Source organism: Marinobacter sp. bablab_jr003 (genome assembly GCF_016464245.1).
GTDB classification, from domain to species: domain Bacteria; phylum Pseudomonadota; class Gammaproteobacteria; order Pseudomonadales; family Oleiphilaceae; genus Marinobacter; species Marinobacter vinifirmus.
Genome location: NZ_JADARC010000099.1, coordinates 48,144 through 66,222 on the forward strand (window position 1 = coordinate 48,144; position 18,079 = coordinate 66,222).

General features: G+C 57.6%; 17 protein-coding genes. 9 read left to right on the forward strand and 8 right to left on the reverse strand.

Translation table 11 applies throughout. From position 1 onward, the window contains the following. Nucleotides 1–13 precede the first annotated feature (13 nt). The 4 genes from H3Z84_RS09625 to H3Z84_RS09640 form a co-directional block, all read right to left on the reverse strand. Nucleotides 14–793 carry a substrate-binding periplasmic protein gene (locus H3Z84_RS09625; protein ID WP_199457303.1) on the reverse strand — a complete coding sequence of 260 codons (780 nt, stop codon included), beginning with the start codon at nt 791–793 and terminating at the stop codon, nt 14–16. A 124-nt stretch (nt 794–917) separates the two neighbouring features. Next, nucleotides 918–2,105, reverse strand: a complete 1,188-nt coding sequence (locus tag H3Z84_RS09630; protein ID WP_199457304.1) for an iron-containing alcohol dehydrogenase — start codon at nt 2,103–2,105, stop codon at nt 918–920. Further along, complete coding sequence (locus H3Z84_RS09635) at nt 2,105–2,650, reverse strand: hypothetical protein (RefSeq protein ID WP_058340500.1); 546 nt, start codon at nt 2,648–2,650, stop codon at nt 2,105–2,107. The genes H3Z84_RS09630 and H3Z84_RS09635 overlap by 1 nt, the downstream gene beginning before the upstream one ends. A gap of 161 nt (nt 2,651–2,811) precedes the next feature. Further along, nucleotides 2,812–4,089, reverse strand: a complete 1,278-nt coding sequence (locus H3Z84_RS09640; RefSeq protein ID WP_058340501.1) for a M48 family metalloprotease — start codon at nt 4,087–4,089, stop codon at nt 2,812–2,814. Between the two features lie 194 nt (nt 4,090–4,283). Between H3Z84_RS09640 and H3Z84_RS09645 the strand changes: the two genes are divergently transcribed. The 6 genes from H3Z84_RS09645 (at nt 4,284) to H3Z84_RS09670 (ending at nt 11,802) form a co-directional block, all read left to right on the forward strand. Beyond that, on the forward strand, nt 4,284–5,027 hold the full coding sequence (locus H3Z84_RS09645; RefSeq protein ID WP_058340502.1) for a DUF599 domain-containing protein: 744 nt from the start codon (nt 4,284–4,286) through the stop codon (nt 5,025–5,027). Nucleotides 5,028–5,045: 18 nt separating this feature from the next. Further along, complete coding sequence (locus tag H3Z84_RS09650) at nt 5,046–5,516, forward strand: PaaI family thioesterase (protein ID WP_199457305.1); 471 nt, start codon at nt 5,046–5,048, stop codon at nt 5,514–5,516. After that, nucleotides 5,513–5,947 (forward strand): PaaI family thioesterase, encoded by a 435-nt coding sequence (locus H3Z84_RS09655; RefSeq protein WP_022989169.1) that lies wholly within the window; start codon nt 5,513–5,515, stop codon nt 5,945–5,947. Before H3Z84_RS09650 ends, H3Z84_RS09655 begins: the two co-directional genes overlap by 4 nt. A 379-nt stretch (nt 5,948–6,326) precedes the next feature. After that, nucleotides 6,327–8,219, forward strand: coding sequence for a molecular chaperone HtpG (htpG, locus tag H3Z84_RS09660; RefSeq protein WP_199457306.1), 1,893 nt, complete (start codon nt 6,327–6,329; stop codon nt 8,217–8,219). Nucleotides 8,220–8,519: 300 nt separating this feature from the next. Then, nucleotides 8,520–10,691, forward strand: a complete 2,172-nt coding sequence (katG, locus tag H3Z84_RS09665; protein ID WP_199457307.1) for a catalase/peroxidase HPI — start codon at nt 8,520–8,522, stop codon at nt 10,689–10,691. A gap of 133 nt (nt 10,692–10,824) precedes the next feature. After that, nucleotides 10,825–11,802, forward strand: a complete 978-nt coding sequence (locus H3Z84_RS09670; RefSeq protein WP_199457308.1) for a tRNA dihydrouridine synthase — start codon at nt 10,825–10,827, stop codon at nt 11,800–11,802. Here H3Z84_RS09670 and H3Z84_RS09675 read toward each other — a convergent pair. Then, nucleotides 11,799–12,818: a class I fructose-bisphosphate aldolase gene (locus H3Z84_RS09675; protein ID WP_199457309.1), complete on the reverse strand. Its 1,020-nt coding sequence runs from the start codon at nt 12,816–12,818 to the stop codon at nt 11,799–11,801. The two genes, H3Z84_RS09670 and H3Z84_RS09675, sit on opposite strands and share 4 nt — an antisense overlap. Before the next feature lie 145 nt (nt 12,819–12,963). Between H3Z84_RS09675 and H3Z84_RS09680 the strand changes: the two genes are divergently transcribed. Next, nucleotides 12,964–15,018, forward strand: a complete 2,055-nt coding sequence (locus H3Z84_RS09680) for a dehydrogenase (RefSeq protein WP_199457310.1) — start codon at nt 12,964–12,966, stop codon at nt 15,016–15,018. Between the two features lie 94 nt (nt 15,019–15,112). Next, nucleotides 15,113–15,988, forward strand: coding sequence for a metal-dependent hydrolase (locus H3Z84_RS09685; protein ID WP_199457311.1), 876 nt, complete (start codon nt 15,113–15,115; stop codon nt 15,986–15,988). Here H3Z84_RS09685 and H3Z84_RS09690 read toward each other — a convergent pair. Both H3Z84_RS09690 and H3Z84_RS09695 read right to left on the reverse strand, forming a co-directional pair. Next, nucleotides 15,951–16,457: a methylated-DNA--[protein]-cysteine S-methyltransferase gene (locus tag H3Z84_RS09690; RefSeq protein ID WP_199457312.1), complete on the reverse strand. Its 507-nt coding sequence runs from the start codon at nt 16,455–16,457 to the stop codon at nt 15,951–15,953. The genes H3Z84_RS09685 and H3Z84_RS09690 overlap by 38 nt on opposite strands. A gap of 7 nt (nt 16,458–16,464) precedes the next feature. Continuing rightward, complete coding sequence (locus H3Z84_RS09695; RefSeq protein WP_094625037.1) at nt 16,465–16,950, reverse strand: GNAT family N-acetyltransferase; 486 nt, start codon at nt 16,948–16,950, stop codon at nt 16,465–16,467. Nucleotides 16,951–17,135: 185 nt separating this feature from the next. Here H3Z84_RS09695 and H3Z84_RS09700 point away from each other — a divergent pair, with 185 nt between their 5' ends. After that, complete coding sequence (locus H3Z84_RS09700) at nt 17,136–17,294, forward strand: CCGSCS motif protein (protein WP_199457313.1); 159 nt, start codon at nt 17,136–17,138, stop codon at nt 17,292–17,294. An 86-nt stretch (nt 17,295–17,380) separates the two neighbouring features. On the opposite strand, the gene H3Z84_RS09705 is transcribed toward H3Z84_RS09700, so the two are convergent. Further along, the gene (locus H3Z84_RS09705) at nt 17,381–18,079 is read right to left on the reverse strand and encodes an NrdJb (RefSeq protein WP_022989178.1); all 699 of its coding nucleotides are present in this window, start codon (nt 18,077–18,079) and stop codon (nt 17,381–17,383) included.

The following is an 18,079-nucleotide window of genomic DNA, read 5'->3' on the forward strand; positions in this document are numbered from 1 at the left end:
CAATGACGGTGTTTTAGCGGTAATTGGCGAGAATGGCGTCCAGTTCGCCATTCTCGCGAATCAGTTCCAGTTCCCGGTTGAATGATTCGGCGAAATCCGTCCAGTCAGGCCGCAACATCAGCCGGAATCCATACTGGCTGATGGCTTTGTCCGAGCTTCTGAACTCATCCGCCATGCCTTCATTTCTCAGTATCCACTTGCCCACCAGGCGGTCTGCCAGCGCAGTATCGAATCGGTCGCCGTGTTGCAGGAAGCGGAACATGTCACGGTCACGGGAAACGTCAAAGCGCCGGATACGCTGGTCTTCGAAATAGGGGGCCAGGGTGGGATAGAGGTAGCCCAGGTGAGTCACCACGGTTTTCCCGAAAAGGTCGCTGGGATGTTCGAAATCCAGGTCTGAAACTTCAGGAAAGAAAAACACTTCTTCCACATTTACAACAGGATCCGTGAACAGAAACTTTTCCGGTTCTTCGGTCCATTCGATGGCTCTGGGCGTGCCATCGATGTACCCGTCTTCCAGCATCTGGTCTACCCGTTTACGCGGTATCTTTCGCGGCTCGACCTGGTAGCCGAGTCGCGGAACAATCAGTTCCACTACATCCCACATAATACCGGCAGGCTCGGAGTCCTGGACGATCAGGTACGGGGGGTAGCCGTTAGGGGAGACGTTGAAGTGGAAAACGCCCGGGCCGGTTTCTCCGCTATGGGCTTCCATGGAAAAGCAGCCTGCGGTTATCAGCCCGGAGAGTGTCCGGAAACCAATGCTCTTGAGGTGTCGGATCAGTTTAGTCATCGCAAGAAACTCTGGTGGAAGCGGCCTATGCTTTGAAAATGCACTTATCCGGCCAACTCCCTGCCAGTGCGCTTGCTAAATATTACCGTTTTATCCGTTTGTTTCAATGATTTTGAATCCGTGTTCAGGCCCAGGCCCGGCGGAGAATGCTCAATGCGTCCTCGAGGGTCACCTCTCTGGGGTTGAACATGATGGAGCCGTCGTCCAGTGCCTGGCGGGCAATCTCCTCCATTTGGGTTTCCAGTACCTTGCCGGTTTCCTTCAGGGTACGGGGCAACTCACAGCGCTTGTGCAGGGCATCACGAAGCTTGCGGGTGGCGGAGATGCTGGCTTCGGCACGGCGGGAAGCCGGAGTGGCAGAATAGACCTCCGGGCCCTCCAGATACAGCAGCAGCTCGCCCAGGGGCTCCCGGATGCTTTCAAGGTTGAACTCCAGCACGTACGGCAGGTACAGGCTCATGCACAGGCCGTGAGGCAGGTGGCAGATGGCACCGGTGGCGTGCCCCAGGGAGTGCACCAGCCCTACCATGGAGTTGGAGAAGGCAATGCCGGCCATGGTTGAGGCCTGTGCCAGCTCCAGCCGGCCGTCCTGGTCTTTCGGGTTGTCCATCACCCCCAGCAGGGACTGGCTGATTTTCTTGATGGCGGCGGTGGCGTAGGCGTCGCTTAACGGATTCTTGGCCATGCAAGTGAAGGCTTCAACCGCATGGGTAAGGGCGTCCATGCCGGTGGCCGCGGTAATGTGCGGCGGCAGCGTCAGGGTCATGCGCGGGTCGATAATCGCGGCATTCGGCAGCAGGAAGCTGGAGGTGAACGGCAGCTTGACGCCTTTCTTTTCGTCGGTAATGACCGCCACCGAGGTAACCTCGGAGCCTGTGCCGGCAGTTGTGGGTACTACGAAGAAGGGCTTGAGCGGATGTTTGAGCACGCCCGCGCCGGTGTACCTGGCAATGTCATCGCCACCCTCGGACACCAGGATGTTGACGGCCTTTCCGGTATCGATGGCGGATCCGCCACCGACGGCAATGATGGAGTCGCATTTTTCCTTGCGATAAACAGCGGCGATGTCCCTTACCACGGTCGTGGAGGAATCCGGCGGCACATCGTCATAGATAGACACAATCTCCAGCCCGCTCTCTTCACAGGCTGCAATCACCGGGTCCAGCAGGCCGGCGGCCCGCACACCCTTGTCGGTAATAATCATTGGCCGCTTGGCAGCAAGCCCGGTCAGTTCGTACGGAATATGCTCCAGGGCGGCTTTACCGGCAATCACTTTTACCGGGCAGAAGAACTCGTAGTATTTGTTAGTCATTATGCTCTCACTGTCTCGACAAATTGGGTGGCAACTTTCAGGTAGATGCGGGCTGAGCTCATGAGCTTCTCCGGCAGGTGGAGGTCTGCGGGGTATTCCTTGACGGCCCGCTGTGCCACCAGTTTCGGAAGGATGAACGACTCAAGGCGGTTCAGCACCCGGGTCATACGCACGGCGTAGCTGACATCGCCATCTACCAGCATGCGGTCGTTGGCGAAGGCAACGGAGGTTTTCTCCTGGAACGACAACACCAGGAACGCGTGGGCCATGTGTTTGAACTGGATAGACAGGTCCACGGGGCGCGGGGCGGTGTCACCGTGAAAGTGTAATTTGCCGTCGCCGGTGTGTTCCACAATCAGTTTTGGTCCGTTGGGCATAACCTGCATCTCGAACAGAAAACCTTCGGGCAGGGCGCGGACTTCTTCGCGGGTGGGTTCGTCTACGTCACTGATCGCCTGCAGTGCCCGGCCCATTACCTGGAACATCAGTTCCACATAATTACGCCTGGCCTGAAACATCATCGGTTGGAGTCGCTTGAGGAGCATGTTCGCAATCCGGTTGTTGTTGGTTTCAGTGATTTTTAGAGTTATTGCTCTAGAAGTCAATGCATTCAGTGACACGAACTCCGCGTCAGGCTGGCAAATTGACCGGGCACAAAAAAACCGGAGGCTTGTGGCCTCCGGTTCCCGGGCTTGCGGCGTTGCCGTCAGTTGGTCATGGCGGCGAGTTTACGCCTGGCTTCCTCGCCCACATCTCCACCGGCTTCGGCAGCGGCTGCATAGTATTGCACCGCCTCATCTCTCCGCCCTTGCTGCCGGGAAATATCGCCCAGCCGCAGGTAAGCGATAGAGGTGGGCACCACCTGGTTCGCCCGTTCAAGGTGTTCGCGGGCTTTGGTGAGGTTGTTCAGTTGCAGCTCGTTCAGGCCGTTGTAAAGCTGGTACTCGAACATTTCCGGATACAGCGAGACGGCTTTGTCGAAGTCGGCACGGGCTTTCTCAGCCTGGTCCTGTGCCTTGTAGATGCGGCCACGCAGGGCATAGAACATGGCTTCACGGGGTTCTGCCTTAATGGCCTGGTTTACCGAAGCCAGGGCTGCCTCGTAATCCCCCTCGGACGCCAGTTTCATGGCTTTGTCGTGGGCATCGTAGGCGGGTTGGAGTTGTTTGATTTTGGCAATCCGGCGCTGGTACACGTCCCGGCCCCGGTAGCCGCCCCCACCGAGTTCCTGCACCAGTTGCTGGTTCGCCTCCACCCGACGGGCGGAGGGCGGGTGGCTGGCAAACAGCCCGCTCAGCCAGTTGCTCTCCCGGCCGTCGGAGAGTTGGAGGAAAATTTCCTGGAGTTCCACGGCGGCCTGGGGATCATAGCCTGCGGCTTTCATGTATTCGATGCCATAGGCATCCGATTCCAGTTCGTCGCCCTGGCTGTACCGTGCCAGCGCCAGCTGTGCGCCAACGGCGGCGCCTCCCATAATCAGGCTTGCCCACTCGTTGTCAGAGACCGCAATGCCGATCCCCGCCATGCCTGCACTGATCAGCATGCCTTGCTGCATGCGCTGAACGCTGTGGCGGGCCGCAGCGTGAACAATTTCATGGCCCAGTACCGAGGCCAGCTGGGCTTCGTCTTCAAGCTTCACCAACAGCCCCCGGTTGATGGCAATCTTGCCCCCCGGCAGGGCCCAGGCGTTGGGTACACTGTTGTTCAGCACCACGAAATCGTAGGGGAGGTCCGGACGATCACTGACCTGCGCCATCTTCATGCCGACTTCCCGAACGTACACCGTCAGCTCAGGGTCAATGTAGAACTGCCCGCCCTGGGTTTGTTGGGTAGGGCTATACTGTTCTGCGCCCAGAGCGAGTTCTTCGCTTTCCGAGATCAGGGACAGCTGCTTCTTGCCGGTCACCGGATTCACGGCGCAGCCCGCCAGGGCAAACAGCAAAGAAAGAACGACACACAAACGGGCGAGAGATCCGGAAATCACGTTTTACTCCTTGATTGGTCAGTAACCAACGTCCTGTTAAGAGGCCGGCCATTCATGATGATGCTGTTTTTTTTAGCACAGCCGGGCGGTGGTTTCCTCGCCTGTACTGGCGGGAATGTGGCCGGGCCACCAGCCTTGGCGTATCATATCAGCACATTGAATAATCACCGAAATTGGCCCGGATACCGCTACCTGTGACAACGCATTACCTGGATTTTCTGGCACTGATCTGGTTTCTGGCTTGCTGGGGCGGCTATACCTGGTACTCCCGTAACCGGGCGGATTCCCGGTCTTGCCTCTCCAACACGCTGGACCTCTACCGGGAAGACTGGATGAGGGTGATGCTCAAGCGGGACAACCGCATCTCCGATGCCTCTGTGGTGGGTAACCTTGAGCGCAACGGTGCGTTCTTTGCCTCCAGTTGCCTGCTGATCCTTGCGGGTATCATCACGGCACTGGGGTACACCAGTGAAGCCATGGAAGTGTTCGCTACCATGCCGTTCGGCGTAGTGCCTTCCCGGGAAATCTGGGAGTTGCGGCTGGTGGTGCTTATGGTGGTGTTTGTCTATGCCTTCTTTAAATTCACCTGGTCGATGCGCATGTACAACTTCGTGGCGGTGATGATCGGCAGCGCCCCCATGCCCGACGACAGCAAAACCAGCCCGGCGGCGAGGGAGGCCTTTGCCCGCAGTGCCGGCGCCATCTGCAACCAGGCGGGCGATACCTTTAACCTTGGCCTGCGTTCCTATTACTATGCGCTCGCCGTGGTGGCCTGGTTCATACACCCGCTGGCCCTGATTGCGGCGGCGACGCTGGTGGTATACGTGCTCTACCGCAGGGAATTCCACTCTGATGCGCTGGCATCCTTGCGTGCCGGCAAAGTATTTGAAGAAGCCACCCCCGCCCGCACGGGTGACGATGCAAAAACGAAAAACTGACCTGCAGGATTTTCCTGAATGAATGACGAAACCCGAATTAACCGGGTGAACCGGTTTGTGAACACGCTCAACCAGGCCCGGGAACTGGGCCTGACCGCACGGGAAGCGGGTGAGGGCTACCTGGTCATGGAACTGCCCTACAGTGACAAAATCATCGGTAACCCGGACACCGGCGTGATCCACGGTGGCGCCATCACCACCCTGATGGACACCACCTCCGGCTCGGTGATGATCTGCGCACTGGATGAATTCGAACTCTGCCCGACCCTGGACTTGCGGGTAGATTACATGCGCCCGGCAGAACCCCATAAACCGGTCTTCGCCCGGGCCGAAACCTACAAGATCACCAAGAACATCATCTTCACCCGCTGCGAAGCCTACCAGGAAGGCGGCGAAACCATCGCCAACTGCGTGGGCACCTTCATGCGCATCGGGAAAGAGGCCACACCTAAAAGCTACCGCGACCTGATCACCGGAGGCGCCGAATGACCGACCCGGAAATCCTCAAGCACACCCGGGAAAGCGGCGACTTCTCCAGAATGCTCGACGCCGTACCCTACGCCAAGTGGATCGGCCTGCAGTGCGAGCGCTTCGGTGACGACCTGATTTTCCGCTTGCCCAAGAAAGAAGAAAACCTCGGCAACCCCATCCTGCCAGCCATCCACGGTGGCGTGATTGGGGGCTTTATGGAAATGTCTGCGGCGATCTACCTGATGATGTCCCAGGACACGTTCAGAATGCCGCGAATTGTCGACTTCTCTCTCGACTACCTGCGCGCCGGCCTCAACCGCGAAACCTATGCCGAATGCCGCCTGACCCGCCAGGGCAACCGGGTAGCCAACGTAATGATCACCGCCTGGCAAAAATCCCGTTCCCAGCCCATAGCCACGGCCCGCGCGCACTTCCTTCTCGAAGACTGAATTGGTTCTGGCCGGGGTTGAAATGCTCCGGCTTACCCCCATTTCTGGAGTCAGACTTTTCTGCACTGGTGCAGGCAAGCGTGAGGGGGATGGCTTTCCGAAACACGCTGTGAATACGTCCGTGTACGCTCGGCTCCGCCATCCATGGCTCCGCACGGTTTCGGAAAGCCATCCCCCTCACGCTCGCCCAGACTCCGTGCTGAAACCGGCCTAACCGAGATGTTGGGTGGCGGGGCCGGGCTACGGCTTCCAAAACTGTGCGGAGCCATGGATGGCGGAGCCCAAGCGCCACATGGATGTGCCGCAAGGAGCGTGTTTTGGAAGCCGTAGCCCGGCCCTGCCGCTCCACCCAAAGCAAAAAGCAGGAGAAAACACAGCCATGACGGTAGAAACCAACAAAGAGACACTAGGATTCCAGACCGAAGTGAAGCAACTGCTTCACCTGATGATCCACTCTCTGTACTCGAACAAGGAAATCTTCCTTCGTGAGCTCATCTCAAACGCCTCAGACGCCGAAGACAAACTCCGCTTCGCCGCCCTGAAAGACGACAAACTCTACGAAGGCGATTCCGAACTCAAAATCCGCCTGGATTACGACAAAGACGCCGGCACCATCACCATTGCCGACAACGGCATCGGTATGACCCGTGACGATGTGATTGCCAACCTTGGCACCATCGCCCGCTCCGGTACTGCAGAGTTCCTCAAGCAGTTGTCGGGTGACGAAAAGAAAGACAGCAAGCTGATCGGCCAGTTTGGTGTGGGCTTCTACTCTGCCTTCATCGTGGCGGACAAGGTAGATGTATTCACCCGCCGTGCCGGTGCACCGGTCGAAGAGGGTGTGCATTGGGAGTCCAAGGGCGATGGCGAGTTCACCATCGAGCCGGTGAGCCGTGAACAGCGCGGTACCGAAATCGTGCTGCACCTGAAAGCCGAAGACAAAGAGTTTGCCGATGGCTGGAAGCTGCGCAGCCTGGTGAAGAAGTACTCTGATCACATCTCCTTCCCGGTGGTGATGAAGTCTGAATCCGAGGAAGAGGACAAGAAGGGCGAAGAAGAGACGGTCAACGATGCCACCGCCCTGTGGACGTTGCCCCGGACCGAGATCAAGGACGAAGAGTACAAGGAGTTCTACAAGCACATTGCCCACGACTTCGAGGACCCGCTCACCTGGTCCCACAACAAGGTGGAAGGCAAGCTGGACTACACCAGCCTGTTGTATATCCCCAAGCGTGCGCCGTTTGACCTGTATAACCGGGAAGCGCCCCGTGGCCTGAAGTTGTATGTTCAGCGTGTATTCATCATGGACGACGCCGAGCAGTTCCTGCCGCTGTACCTTCGGTTCGCCAAGGGCGTAATCGATTCCAACGATCTGTCCCTGAACGTATCGCGGGAAATCCTGCAGAACGACAGCACCGTGGAGAGCATCCGCACCGCCATGACCAAGCGGGTGCTGGACATGTTGTCGAAGGTGGCCAAGAAAGAGGGTGATGAATACCAGGGCTTCTGGGACGAGTTCGGCACCGTGCTGAAAGAAGGCCCGGCCGAAGACTTCAGCAACCGCGAGAAAATTGCCGGCTTGCTGCGGTTTGCCTCTACCCACACTGGTGAGTCGACCCAGAACGTCTCTCTGGACGAGTACATCGGCCGGATGAAAGACGGCCAGAAAAAGATCTACTACATCACCGGTGACAACTTCGCGGCCGCCAAGAGCAGCCCGCATCTGGAAGTATTCCGTAAGAAAGGCATCGAGGTACTCATCCTGACGGATCGTATCGATGAGTGGATGATGGGCTATCTGAACGAGTACGACGGCAAGCAGTTCCAGGATGTTGCCCGTGGTGATCTCGACCTGGGTGAAGTGGAAACCGAGGAAGACAAGAAGCACCAGGAAGAAGCCGCCAAAGAGCACAAGGATCTGCTGGAGCGCATCAAGAAGGTGTTGGACGACCAGGTGCAGGAAGTGCGGGTAACCAACCGCCTGACCGATTCGCCGGCGTGTCTGGTAGTGGGCCAGTTCGATATGGGCGCCCAGATGAAGAAGATCATGGAAGCTGCCGGCCAGAAAGTGCCGGAGAGCAAGCCGATCTTTGAAATCAACGTGGACCACCCGCTGGTGCAGCGCCTGGAAACCGAGCAGGGCGAGGAGCGCTTCAAGGAGCTGTCTGCGGTTCTGTTCGATCAGGCCACATTGGCCAGCGGTGAACAGCTGAAAGATCCCGGTGCCTATGTCAGCCGTCTGAACCGGTTGTTGCTGGAACTGGCGAACTGATAGCGATCGTTACTGTGGTTGAGAAAAAGGGGCTGGTGAGCAAATCACCGCCCCTTTTTTGTTGGCAATGAGAAATATTTTTGATAACTAAAATCTTTCGCCAGGTTATTTCTAATTAATTGTTACTAATCATGGTTCCGGCGTATCTTGACCTCACATCCCGGAACTTTAGGGGCGTTTATAGTCACGCACTATGCTGGCGTTAGGAAAGATTCAAGCAGGCAAACGTGAGTGATCTATATTAAGTGGTGCCCTGATAAGAAAGACTGAATGTCCAAACGACGAAAACAGGAGAGTGCTATGTCTGATAATAACTCTGGCGGTAAGTGCCCGGTAATGCACGGAGGAAGCACCGCGCATGGGCAAGACAATACAAACTGGTGGCCGGAGAACCTGAACCTCGACATCCTGCACCAGCACGACCGCAAGACTAATCCGATGGGCGAAGACTTCGATTACTCCGAGGAAGTAAAAAAGCTGGATTACGAAGCGCTCGAAAAGGATATGCATGAGCTGATGACAAGCAGTCAGGATTGGTGGCCGGCAGACTGGGGCCATTACGGCGGTCTGATGATCCGGATGGCTTGGCACGCTGCGGGTACATACCGTCTTGCCGATGGTCGTGGAGGCGGTGGCACCGGTAACCAGCGCTTTGCCCCGCTGAACTCCTGGCCAGATAACGGCAATCTTGACAAGGCTCGTCGATTGCTGTGGCCGCTAAAGAAAAAATACGGCAACAAGGTAAGCTGGGCTGATCTGTTTATCCTGGCCGGGAATGTTGCGTACGAATCCATGGGCTTTAAAACCTTCGGCTTCTCCTACGGCCGCCAGGACATTTGGCACCCTGAGAAAGACATCTACTGGGGAGCTGAGAAAGAATGGCTGGCGCCATCAGACAACCGGTACGAGAACGTTGAAAAGCCAGACACCCTGGAAAATCCGCTGGCCGCTGTTCAGATGGGCTTGATCTATGTGAACCCTGAAGGCGTGAATGGCAACCCTGATCCGATCAAGACCGGCGACCAGGTGCTTGAAACCTTTGCCCGCATGGCAATGAACGCTGAGGAAACCGCTGCCCTGACCGCCGGTGGTCATACCGTCGGTAAGGCCCATGGTAACGGTGATGCAGGAGCCCTTGGCCCCGAGCCAGAAGCGGCCGATGTGGAAAATCAGGGCTTTGGCTGGATGAACCCGAATATGGGTGGTAAGGCGTCCAACGCCGTGACTTCTGGTATCGAAGGCGCCTGGACCACCAATCCAACCCAGTTCGACATGGGTTACTTCGATCTGCTGTTCGGCTACGAGTGGGAGCTGACCAAGAGCCCGGCGGGTGCCAACCAGTGGGAGCCGGTCGATATTAAAGAAGAGCACATGCCGGTTGACGCCAGCGATCCTTCCAAGCGTGTCAAGCCCATGATGACCGATGCTGATATGGCCATGAAAATGCATCCCGCATTTCGGCCTATCTGCGAAAAGTTCATGGCAGACCCTGAATACTTCAAGGACTGCTTCGCCCGAGCCTGGTTCAAGCTGACGCACCGGGATATGGGACCGAAATCACGCTACATCGGCCCGGATGTGCCGGCCGAAGACCTGATCTGGCAGGACCCGATTCCCCAGGGTGAGACCAACTATATTGAGGAAGTGGTCAAAGCGAAGATCGACGAAGCTGGCCTGAGCCTTAATGAGCTGATCACAACGGCCTGGGACAGCGCCCGTACCTTCCGTGGCTCTGATATGCGCGGTGGTGCCAACGGCGCCCGGATTCGCCTGGCTCCGCAGAAGGACTGGGAAGGCAACGAGCCGCAGCGCCTGGCCAAGGTACTGAAGGTGTATGAGCAGATTTCTGCCGACACCGGTGCCAGCATCGCTGACGTGATCGTGCTCGGTGGTAACCTGGGTGTCGAAAAAGCTGCGAAAGCAGCCGGTCATGAAGTGCACGTGCCTTTCCTGAAGGGTCGTGGCGATGCAACTGATGAGATGACCGATGCGGAATCTTTCGAGCCACTGGAACCGTTGGCCGATGGATTCCGGAACTGGCAGAAGAAAGAGTACGTGGTCAAACCGGAAGAAATGCTTCTGGATCGCGCCCAGCTGATGGGCCTGACCGCACCGGAAATGACAGTCCTCCTCGGTGGTATGCGTGTACTCGGTACCAACCACGGCGACACCAAGCACGGTGTGTTCACGGACCGCGTTGGCAAGCTGACCAACGACTTTTTCGTGAACCTCACCGACATGGCAAACCGTTGGGAGCCCGCTGGCAAGAACTCCTACAACATCGTGGATCGTAAGAATGGCAACACCAAGTTCACCGCGACCCGTGTGGACCTGGTGTTCGGCTCCAACTCCATCCTGCGTTCCTACGCAGAGGTGTATGCCCAGGACGACAACGAAGAGAAGTTTGTGAAGGACTTCGTTGCTGCCTGGACCAAGGTCATGAACAACGACCGCTTTGACGTGAAGAAGTAAACCCGCAGTAACCAGCCGGGCATCCTGTTTAGGGATGCCCGGCTACCAACTTCCCCCCGAATTCCTTACAATCCGCTTCGCCTGATTTTTGATCAGCTACTCTGATTCATTTCTCTCAGTTCCTGGAGCCTTCATGCGAATCATCCTTGCCCCGATGGAAGGGCTGGTCGACGCACCCATCCGTGAAACCCTGACCAAAGTCGGCGGGATTGACCGGTGCGTGACGGAATTTATTCGCGTGACCCACGGCATGTTGCCGCCCCGGATTTTCTACAAGTACGCCCCGGAACTTTACAACAACGCGCTGACGGAAGTGGGCACGCCCGTGGCCGTTCAACTGCTGGGCTCCAACGCTGAAATGATGGGCCGTCATGGGGCCAAGGCCGCCGAGCTGGGAGCAGGGCAGGTGGACATCAACTTCGGCTGCCCGGCCAAGACCGTGAACAAGCATAAGGGCGGCTGTGTACTGATGCGCGAGCCGGAGCTGATGTATGAGATCACCGCAGCCGTTCGTAAAGCTGTGCCTGCGGATATTCCGGTCACAGCCAAGATGCGACTGGGCTATGACGACCGTTCCATGGGCGTGTCCTGTGGCCAGGCTCTGGAAGCGGCCGGCGCCTCCGAGATTGTTATTCACGCCCGCAGCAAGGTGGATGGTTACAAGCCACCCGCTTACTGGGAAGAAATCGCCAAAGTGCGTGAAGCGGTGAAAAGTCATGTGATTGCCAACGGTGAGATCTGGACCGTGGACGATTACTGGCGCTGCCGGAAAGTCTCCGGCTGCGACGATGTGATGATCGGCCGGGGCCTGATTGCCCGGCCGGACCTGGCGGCACAGATTAAAGCCTCCCAGAACGGTGAAACACTGGAATCCATGACTTGGGCCGAGGCTGTGGTTCTGGTGCGGGAATACGCTTCCGCCCTGCAAACCCGCCTGGAAGACAAATACGTGACCGGCCGCATCAAGCAATGGCTCAACTACCTGCGCCAGGGTTTTGCCGAAGCCGAAGCCCTGTGGCCCCAGGCCCGTAAAATCCGCGAAGTGGCACCGATGCTGGCCTGTCTGGATCAACCGGTAGACCTCTCACAACGCAGCACTAACGCCGCCTAGCCCTCGTTCTCCATCATGGGCGTGTAATCACCGGAACGGGCCAGGCCATTGAGTCTGGCCCTTTTTTTCATGGCCGCTTGTGATGCCCCGGCGTTCTCCAGTCTTCCTGCCCAGGCTTTCTGGGCGGGCTCCTGCAGCGCCCGGCCGTAGGAGAAACTCAGCTCCCAGGGATGGTAGCCCAAGCTGTTCAGGGCATTGAGGTTTTCGGTGGATTCTTCGGGCGTCTGGCCGCCGGAAAGGAAGAAAATTCCCGGTACTGCGGCTGGTACTACCCGGTGGAACACGCTCAGTGTCGCTTCGGCAACCCGTTCGGGGGTGGCTTTGCCGGTTTCCTTGCCCGGCGTCACCATGCTGGGCTTCAGCACCATGCATTCCAGGTTCACCCGGTGACGGTGCAGGGCCTTGAATACTTCCAGCAGCACGTCTTCGCTCACCTCTGCAGCCCGCTCGATGGTGTGGTTGCCGTCAATCAGTACCTCCGGCTCAACAATCGGCACAATACCCATGGACTGACACACGGCGGCATAGCGGGCCAGTACCTCGGCATTGGATTTGATGGCCTGGAACGAAGGCAGGGTATCCGAGATATGGAACACATCTCGCCACTTGGCAAATCGCGCACCCATAGATTTGTAATGCTCCAGCCTTGCAGCCAGGCCATCCAGCCCATAGGTAATCTCGTCCCCCGGGGCATTCACCAGCGGGCCTTTACCCTGATCAACCTTGATGCCGGGCACAATGCCCTGACTGGCAAGCAGATTGGGGATGGCGACGTCATCCAGGCTCAGTTGTTCCAGGGTTTCGTCGTACAGAATCACGCCGCTGATGTGCTCGCCAAGGCCGGGCGTGGAGAAAATAATGCTGCGGTATTCCCGCCGTGTGGCTTCCGTGGATTCCACGCCGACCGCCTTGAAGCGCTTGGCGATGGTAGGGGTGCTCTCGTCGGCAGCCAGTATGCCTTTGCCGGGCTGCACCAGGTCGGCAATGGTGGTAATCAGTTCGTCCTGAATGGTCATGGTACCTCCGTGGAAGGATGTGGTGATCAAACGTGTTTTTCAGTGTAGCCGGTAATTTGCTCGGCGGTATTTGATCTGGGCTAAGGCAGGATAAGGCCCCAGCTTCTAGACTTGAGAAAGAACAAAACAACAGGGACAAAGCGCCATGAAAACCGTTGTGAGTATCAGCCAGGGCTCATCCGAGTACGACTACGAGCTTGAAACCCGTTTTCTGGGCCAGGACTTCCGCGTTGTCAGGGTGGGGAGCGATGGCAACCTGGACCGTGCCGAGGCCGTTCTGGATTCGGTGCGTGAACAGGCAGATGCCATCGGCCTGAGCATGATCCACGACCATTACCAGGTAGGGCGGGAGCAGCTTCAACACCCGGATACCTCGCGTCTGGAAGCCTGTGTGCCGGACAAGCCCGTCACCACCGGGGCCGGTCTTCGGGGCATTCTCCAGGAATGGGCCGTACGCCATACCCAAACCGAACTGGGCCATTTTTTCGACAATGCCCGCGTTTTGTTCCTCAACGGCCAGGCCGGTTTCCGCATTGCCAAGGCGCTGTCGGAACATACAGACAATCTGCTGTTCGCAGATCCTTACCTGGATTTCGGTGTACCGCGTCTGCTGACTTCCCTTGGCCAGCTGGAAGCCTACACCAAGCTCACCGCACCGGTGATGTTCAGCCCCAATGCCGTCAAGGTCATCGAGCGACTACACCGCACTCCAATTTACCGGATGGGGGAGAAACTGATCAGCAGTTCCCTGCATGAATCGGTCAGGGACTGCCATGTGATTGTCGGGGCGATGGGGGATCTGGAGGCCTTCACGGAGAAAGAGCTGGATGGCAAAACCGTGATCACCTCCCGGGTGAGCGAATCTGCCCTGGACTGGTTCCGTTCCCGGAAAGTCGCCATGGTGGTGGACTACAGCCCCTGGCTGGAAGGTCGGCCAGTGGGGGTGAACGTTATGGAGGCGATGATCAGCGCAGCGCTGTCCCGAACTCCGGAGCAGTTGGGCGCAGATGACTTTCTCGATGTAATCGATCGGCTCGGGGTGGAACCGCGGATTCTGTACCCCAATGGCTACCGCCGTATAAACCGGTTCGCCTTTGTAATCCATCCTCTGTCCCAACAGTATCTGACCAAAACCCCGCCCCTGGACTGGGTCGCCAGCGTATCGCCGCCGGGAGTAATGAACCTGGTAGAAAAAGCCATCGCCTATACGCCGCCATTTGTGTATTCGAAGGTCTCCGGCATTCAGTCACCCACTGGTGATGAAGTGGAAGGCTGGCTGATTACTGTGGGCGGCACCCCGAAAGAAATCATGGCCCACGACCCGGAGTTTACCTACAGTCGTTTGCTGGCGGCGGCAAAGCTGGCCAGGAAGCTGGGTGCCCAGATTATGGGCCTGGGCGCGTTTACGAAGGTAGTGGGGGATGCCGGGATTACGGTGGCCAAGCGGGCACCGCTGCCGATTACTACCGGCAACAGCTACAGCGCCTCAGGTGCCCTTTGGGCCGCCCATGACGCGGCGCGGCGCATTGGCAGGGTGAGTATCGGCAAAAGCGGCAAGATGGCTGGCAAGGCCATGGTTGTGGGCGCTACCGGAGCCATTGGCTCTGTGTGCGCCCGGTTGCTGGCCAAGGCCGTGGATGAAATCTATATGGTGGCTCCGGAAGCGGCCAAGCTGCTGGCCCTGAAGGAAAGCATCGAACTGGAAACCCCGGGTGCTATCGTACACGTGGCAGCCACCACCGATCGCGATCTTCCGGATATGGATATGGTGGTAACGGCCACCTCAGGGGCCGGCAAGCGCATCCTGGATATCATGAAGGTAAAGCCTGGCTGCGTGATTACCGACGTGGCCCGGCCGCTGGATATTCCTGCAGAAGATGTGGCCAGGCGGCCGGATGTGTTGGTCATCGAATCCGGTGAAATCCAGCTTCCCGGGCCGGTAAAGATGAAAGACATTGTCCTGCCCAAAGGCATCGCCTATGCCTGCCTGGCCGAAACCATCGTACTGGCGCTGGAAGCCCGGTTCGAGAACTTCACCCTGGGCCGTAATATCGAATGGGAGAAGGTGCGGGAAATCTACAAACTCGGCCTGAAGCACGGCATGCAGCTGGCGGCAGTGTCCGGGGTTAACGGTGTGTTCACCGAGGAGGACTTCGAACGGGTACGGGCGCTTGCTGCAGAGGCCACAGAGCCCGCCTGATCACGAAATTGGCCCGCAATCACCTGACGCTCCCGTAAAAGGGGGCGTAGTCTGTAGGAAAGTATTCGAGCCCACAGGTTCAGGAGAGTTTGCTATGAACGCGCCAGCGACACAGATCAAGAAGTCCACAAGGGGCTACCGGAGTGCGACACCGCCGGGGCTGGTTCCGGAAGTGCGCAGTCCGGATTTCGAGTTTCCGGAGGATCTCCCAAAATACTGGTGGGATAACGACCCGGTAAAAACCTTGTTGCTGGGGGCGTTGTCTGCCAGCTTCCCGCCCGGAGAAAAATTCTTCATTGATTCTGTTCGTCACTACCAGGACCAGGTTACGGACCCGGAGCTGAAGAAGGCGATCCGGGCATTTATCGGCCAGGAGGCTCATCACTCGAAAGAGCACAAACTGATGAACGGCTTCCTGGAGGAGCGGGGCGTTGGTCTGGGCCGGCTAGAGCGTGAAGTGCAGTGGTTCATGAACAAGCTGCGCAGGAACTTCACTCCGGAGCGCCAGCTGGCCCATACCGTGGCGGTTGAGCACTTTACGGCCCTGATGGCAGAGGAGTTTCTGCTCAAGTTTGATGCGCTCGAGGAAATGGACCCGAGGATCGCGCCAGTCTGGGCCTGGCACGCTATTGAAGAGTCAGAGCACAAGGCGGTGGCCTTTGATGTTTATAAGAGTATCGGCGGCAGCGAGTTTATCCGGGTAACGGAAATGATGGTTGTGAGCGTGATCTTCCCGTTCTTCAGCACGCTGCACGTGATTCAGCTGATGAAGGAAGACGGCCAGCTGGGGAACCTGAAATCCTGGGCCGGGGCCTTTAATTATATGTGGGGTAAGCCGGGTGTATTCCGCAAGCTGATACCGTCTTACCTGAAGTATTACAGCCCGAACTTCCACCCCTGGAACAACGACTCCCGGGATCTTGTGGAGAAGGCTAAGAAGCGCTGGCTGCCAGCGTCGCTTCAAGGTTGAGCAGGGCGCGTTTACGCTCGATGCCCCAGCGGTAGCCCCCGAGGCTGCCGTCAGACCGGACAACCCGGTGGCAGGGTATTACCACCGCCAGTTTATTGGCTGCACAGGCCGTAGCAACGGCGCGCGTGGCTTTCGGGCGGCCCAGCATCCGGGCAAGTTCGCTGTAACTGACGGTGGTGCCTGCCGGAATTCGCAGAAGGGCTTGCCAGACTTCTTTCTGGAAGACAGTGCCGTTTGGTGACAGGGGTATCGGTAGGCTGCCAGTGGGGGTGTCGACAAGCTGCCGCACGGGCTCAAGGATGTCGGCGTTGCCGGCGGTTGCGGGCTTGAGAACCTGGCCGGGGAAATGGGCGTGAAGCAGGGCGACAAGTTCTTCGTTTGTGTCGCCCAGCTCGATGGCGCAGAGGCCTTCTTCAGACCAGCTGGCCAGCAGCTGGCCCTGTGAGCATGGGGTGATGCCATAGTGCATCAACGCATTATCCTTCCAGTGCTTTGCGCATGTTATAGCGCAGGAACTGGGCTCCACGAACCGTGACTCGCTGCTCGTCGACCACTTCAAAGCCGTGCCGCTCAAAGAACGGCCGTGCGACCACGCTGGATTCGGTTTTCAGCTCTTTCACACCCATGCCGATCAGTTGCTTCTCCGCCTCATGGTAGAGGGTGGAGGCAATGCCCCGGCGGGCAAAGTTGGGTGCTGTGAACACCAGGTCGATGGTGCCGTCCTTGTCGTAGGAAATGAACCCGGCCAGGTCGTCACCTTCCTCGGCGACCAGGGTTTCCAGCGAGTCCAGCCGCTCGCGCCAGACATCCAGGTGAGGTGTGCGGGAGGCCCAGGCATAGCGCTGGGTTTCATCATAGGCCCCAGCAGTCAGCTCATGTACGGAATCCGTAAACAGCCGAACCACCGGGCTCAGATCCTGAATCTGGTACTTGCGAATCGTGATAGACGTGATTGTGTTCATGTCAGCTCAGTGTGCACCTGTGTTGGATAGCAGGTTAAAACCGTTATTCCACTATACCCGCAGCATACCCCGTACAGCAGGAAAATCCAGCATTCATACCCACTCAAATTGCTTGACCGCATTCCCGGCACCCTTTAACATTCATTAAAAATGAATGTTAAGAAACCTTGATAGAGGAATACCTGATGGCATTGTCATTTCTGAACATTTTCAAGAAAGAAGAGAAAGAAACTGAGACCGCAAAGGTTGAAGGTTTTGACCCGAAAGCCAACGCGGAAGAGAAGAAGGAAGAAGCCAGTAAAGGCGGCCATGGTGGTGGCACCTGCTGTGGTTCCTGTTCCTGAGAAGCCTGGCGTTTATCTGTAATTGCCTGCAAAAAAGCCCGGTTGCTTGCGCAACCGGGCTTTTTTCAACTCGTCAGCTGATTACTTCAACCACACTTGCTGTCGCCGCAGGACAGGCAGGTAGCACAGCCGTCCATCACGATCACAGCCTTGGTGTTGCACTTGCCGCACATGGTGGCGTTGGCAGGGTAGTCGCTGCCTGTGTCGTCGTTGGTGGCCTTGTCCTGGCTGGCTTCAAACTCCGCACGCTTCTCGGCGAGAATGCGCTTGGTGGTTTCGCTCAGCTCGTCGCTTTCCAGCAGGCCGATGGCTTTCAGGTGTTTCTCGATCACGGCGCCGATTTCGGCAACCAGTGACGGCATGAAGACGCCGCCTTTCTTGAAGTAACCACCGTTCGGGTCATACACGCTGCGCAGCTCTTCCACCAGGAAGGTTACGTCGCCACCTTTGCGGAATACCGCCGAGATAACGCGGGTGAGGGCGATAACCCACTGGAAATGTTCCATCGACTTGGAGTTGATGAACACTTCATAGGGCTGGCGGCTCTCGTGGTCAGTGCCTTCGTTGAGCAGGATGTCATTGATGGTGATGTACATCGCGTGCTCGGCCACGGGCGGCTTGATCTTGTAGGTGGTGCCCAACAGGAAATCCGGCCGCTCGATGTATTCATTCATCTCCACCGGCTTGGTTTCAGCCTGTACCGGTGCCTGGTGTTCGTTCGGGGTTTCCGCATCGGCTTTCTTGACCCGGTAGCCGACGATTTTGTTGCTGATTTTGACTGTCAT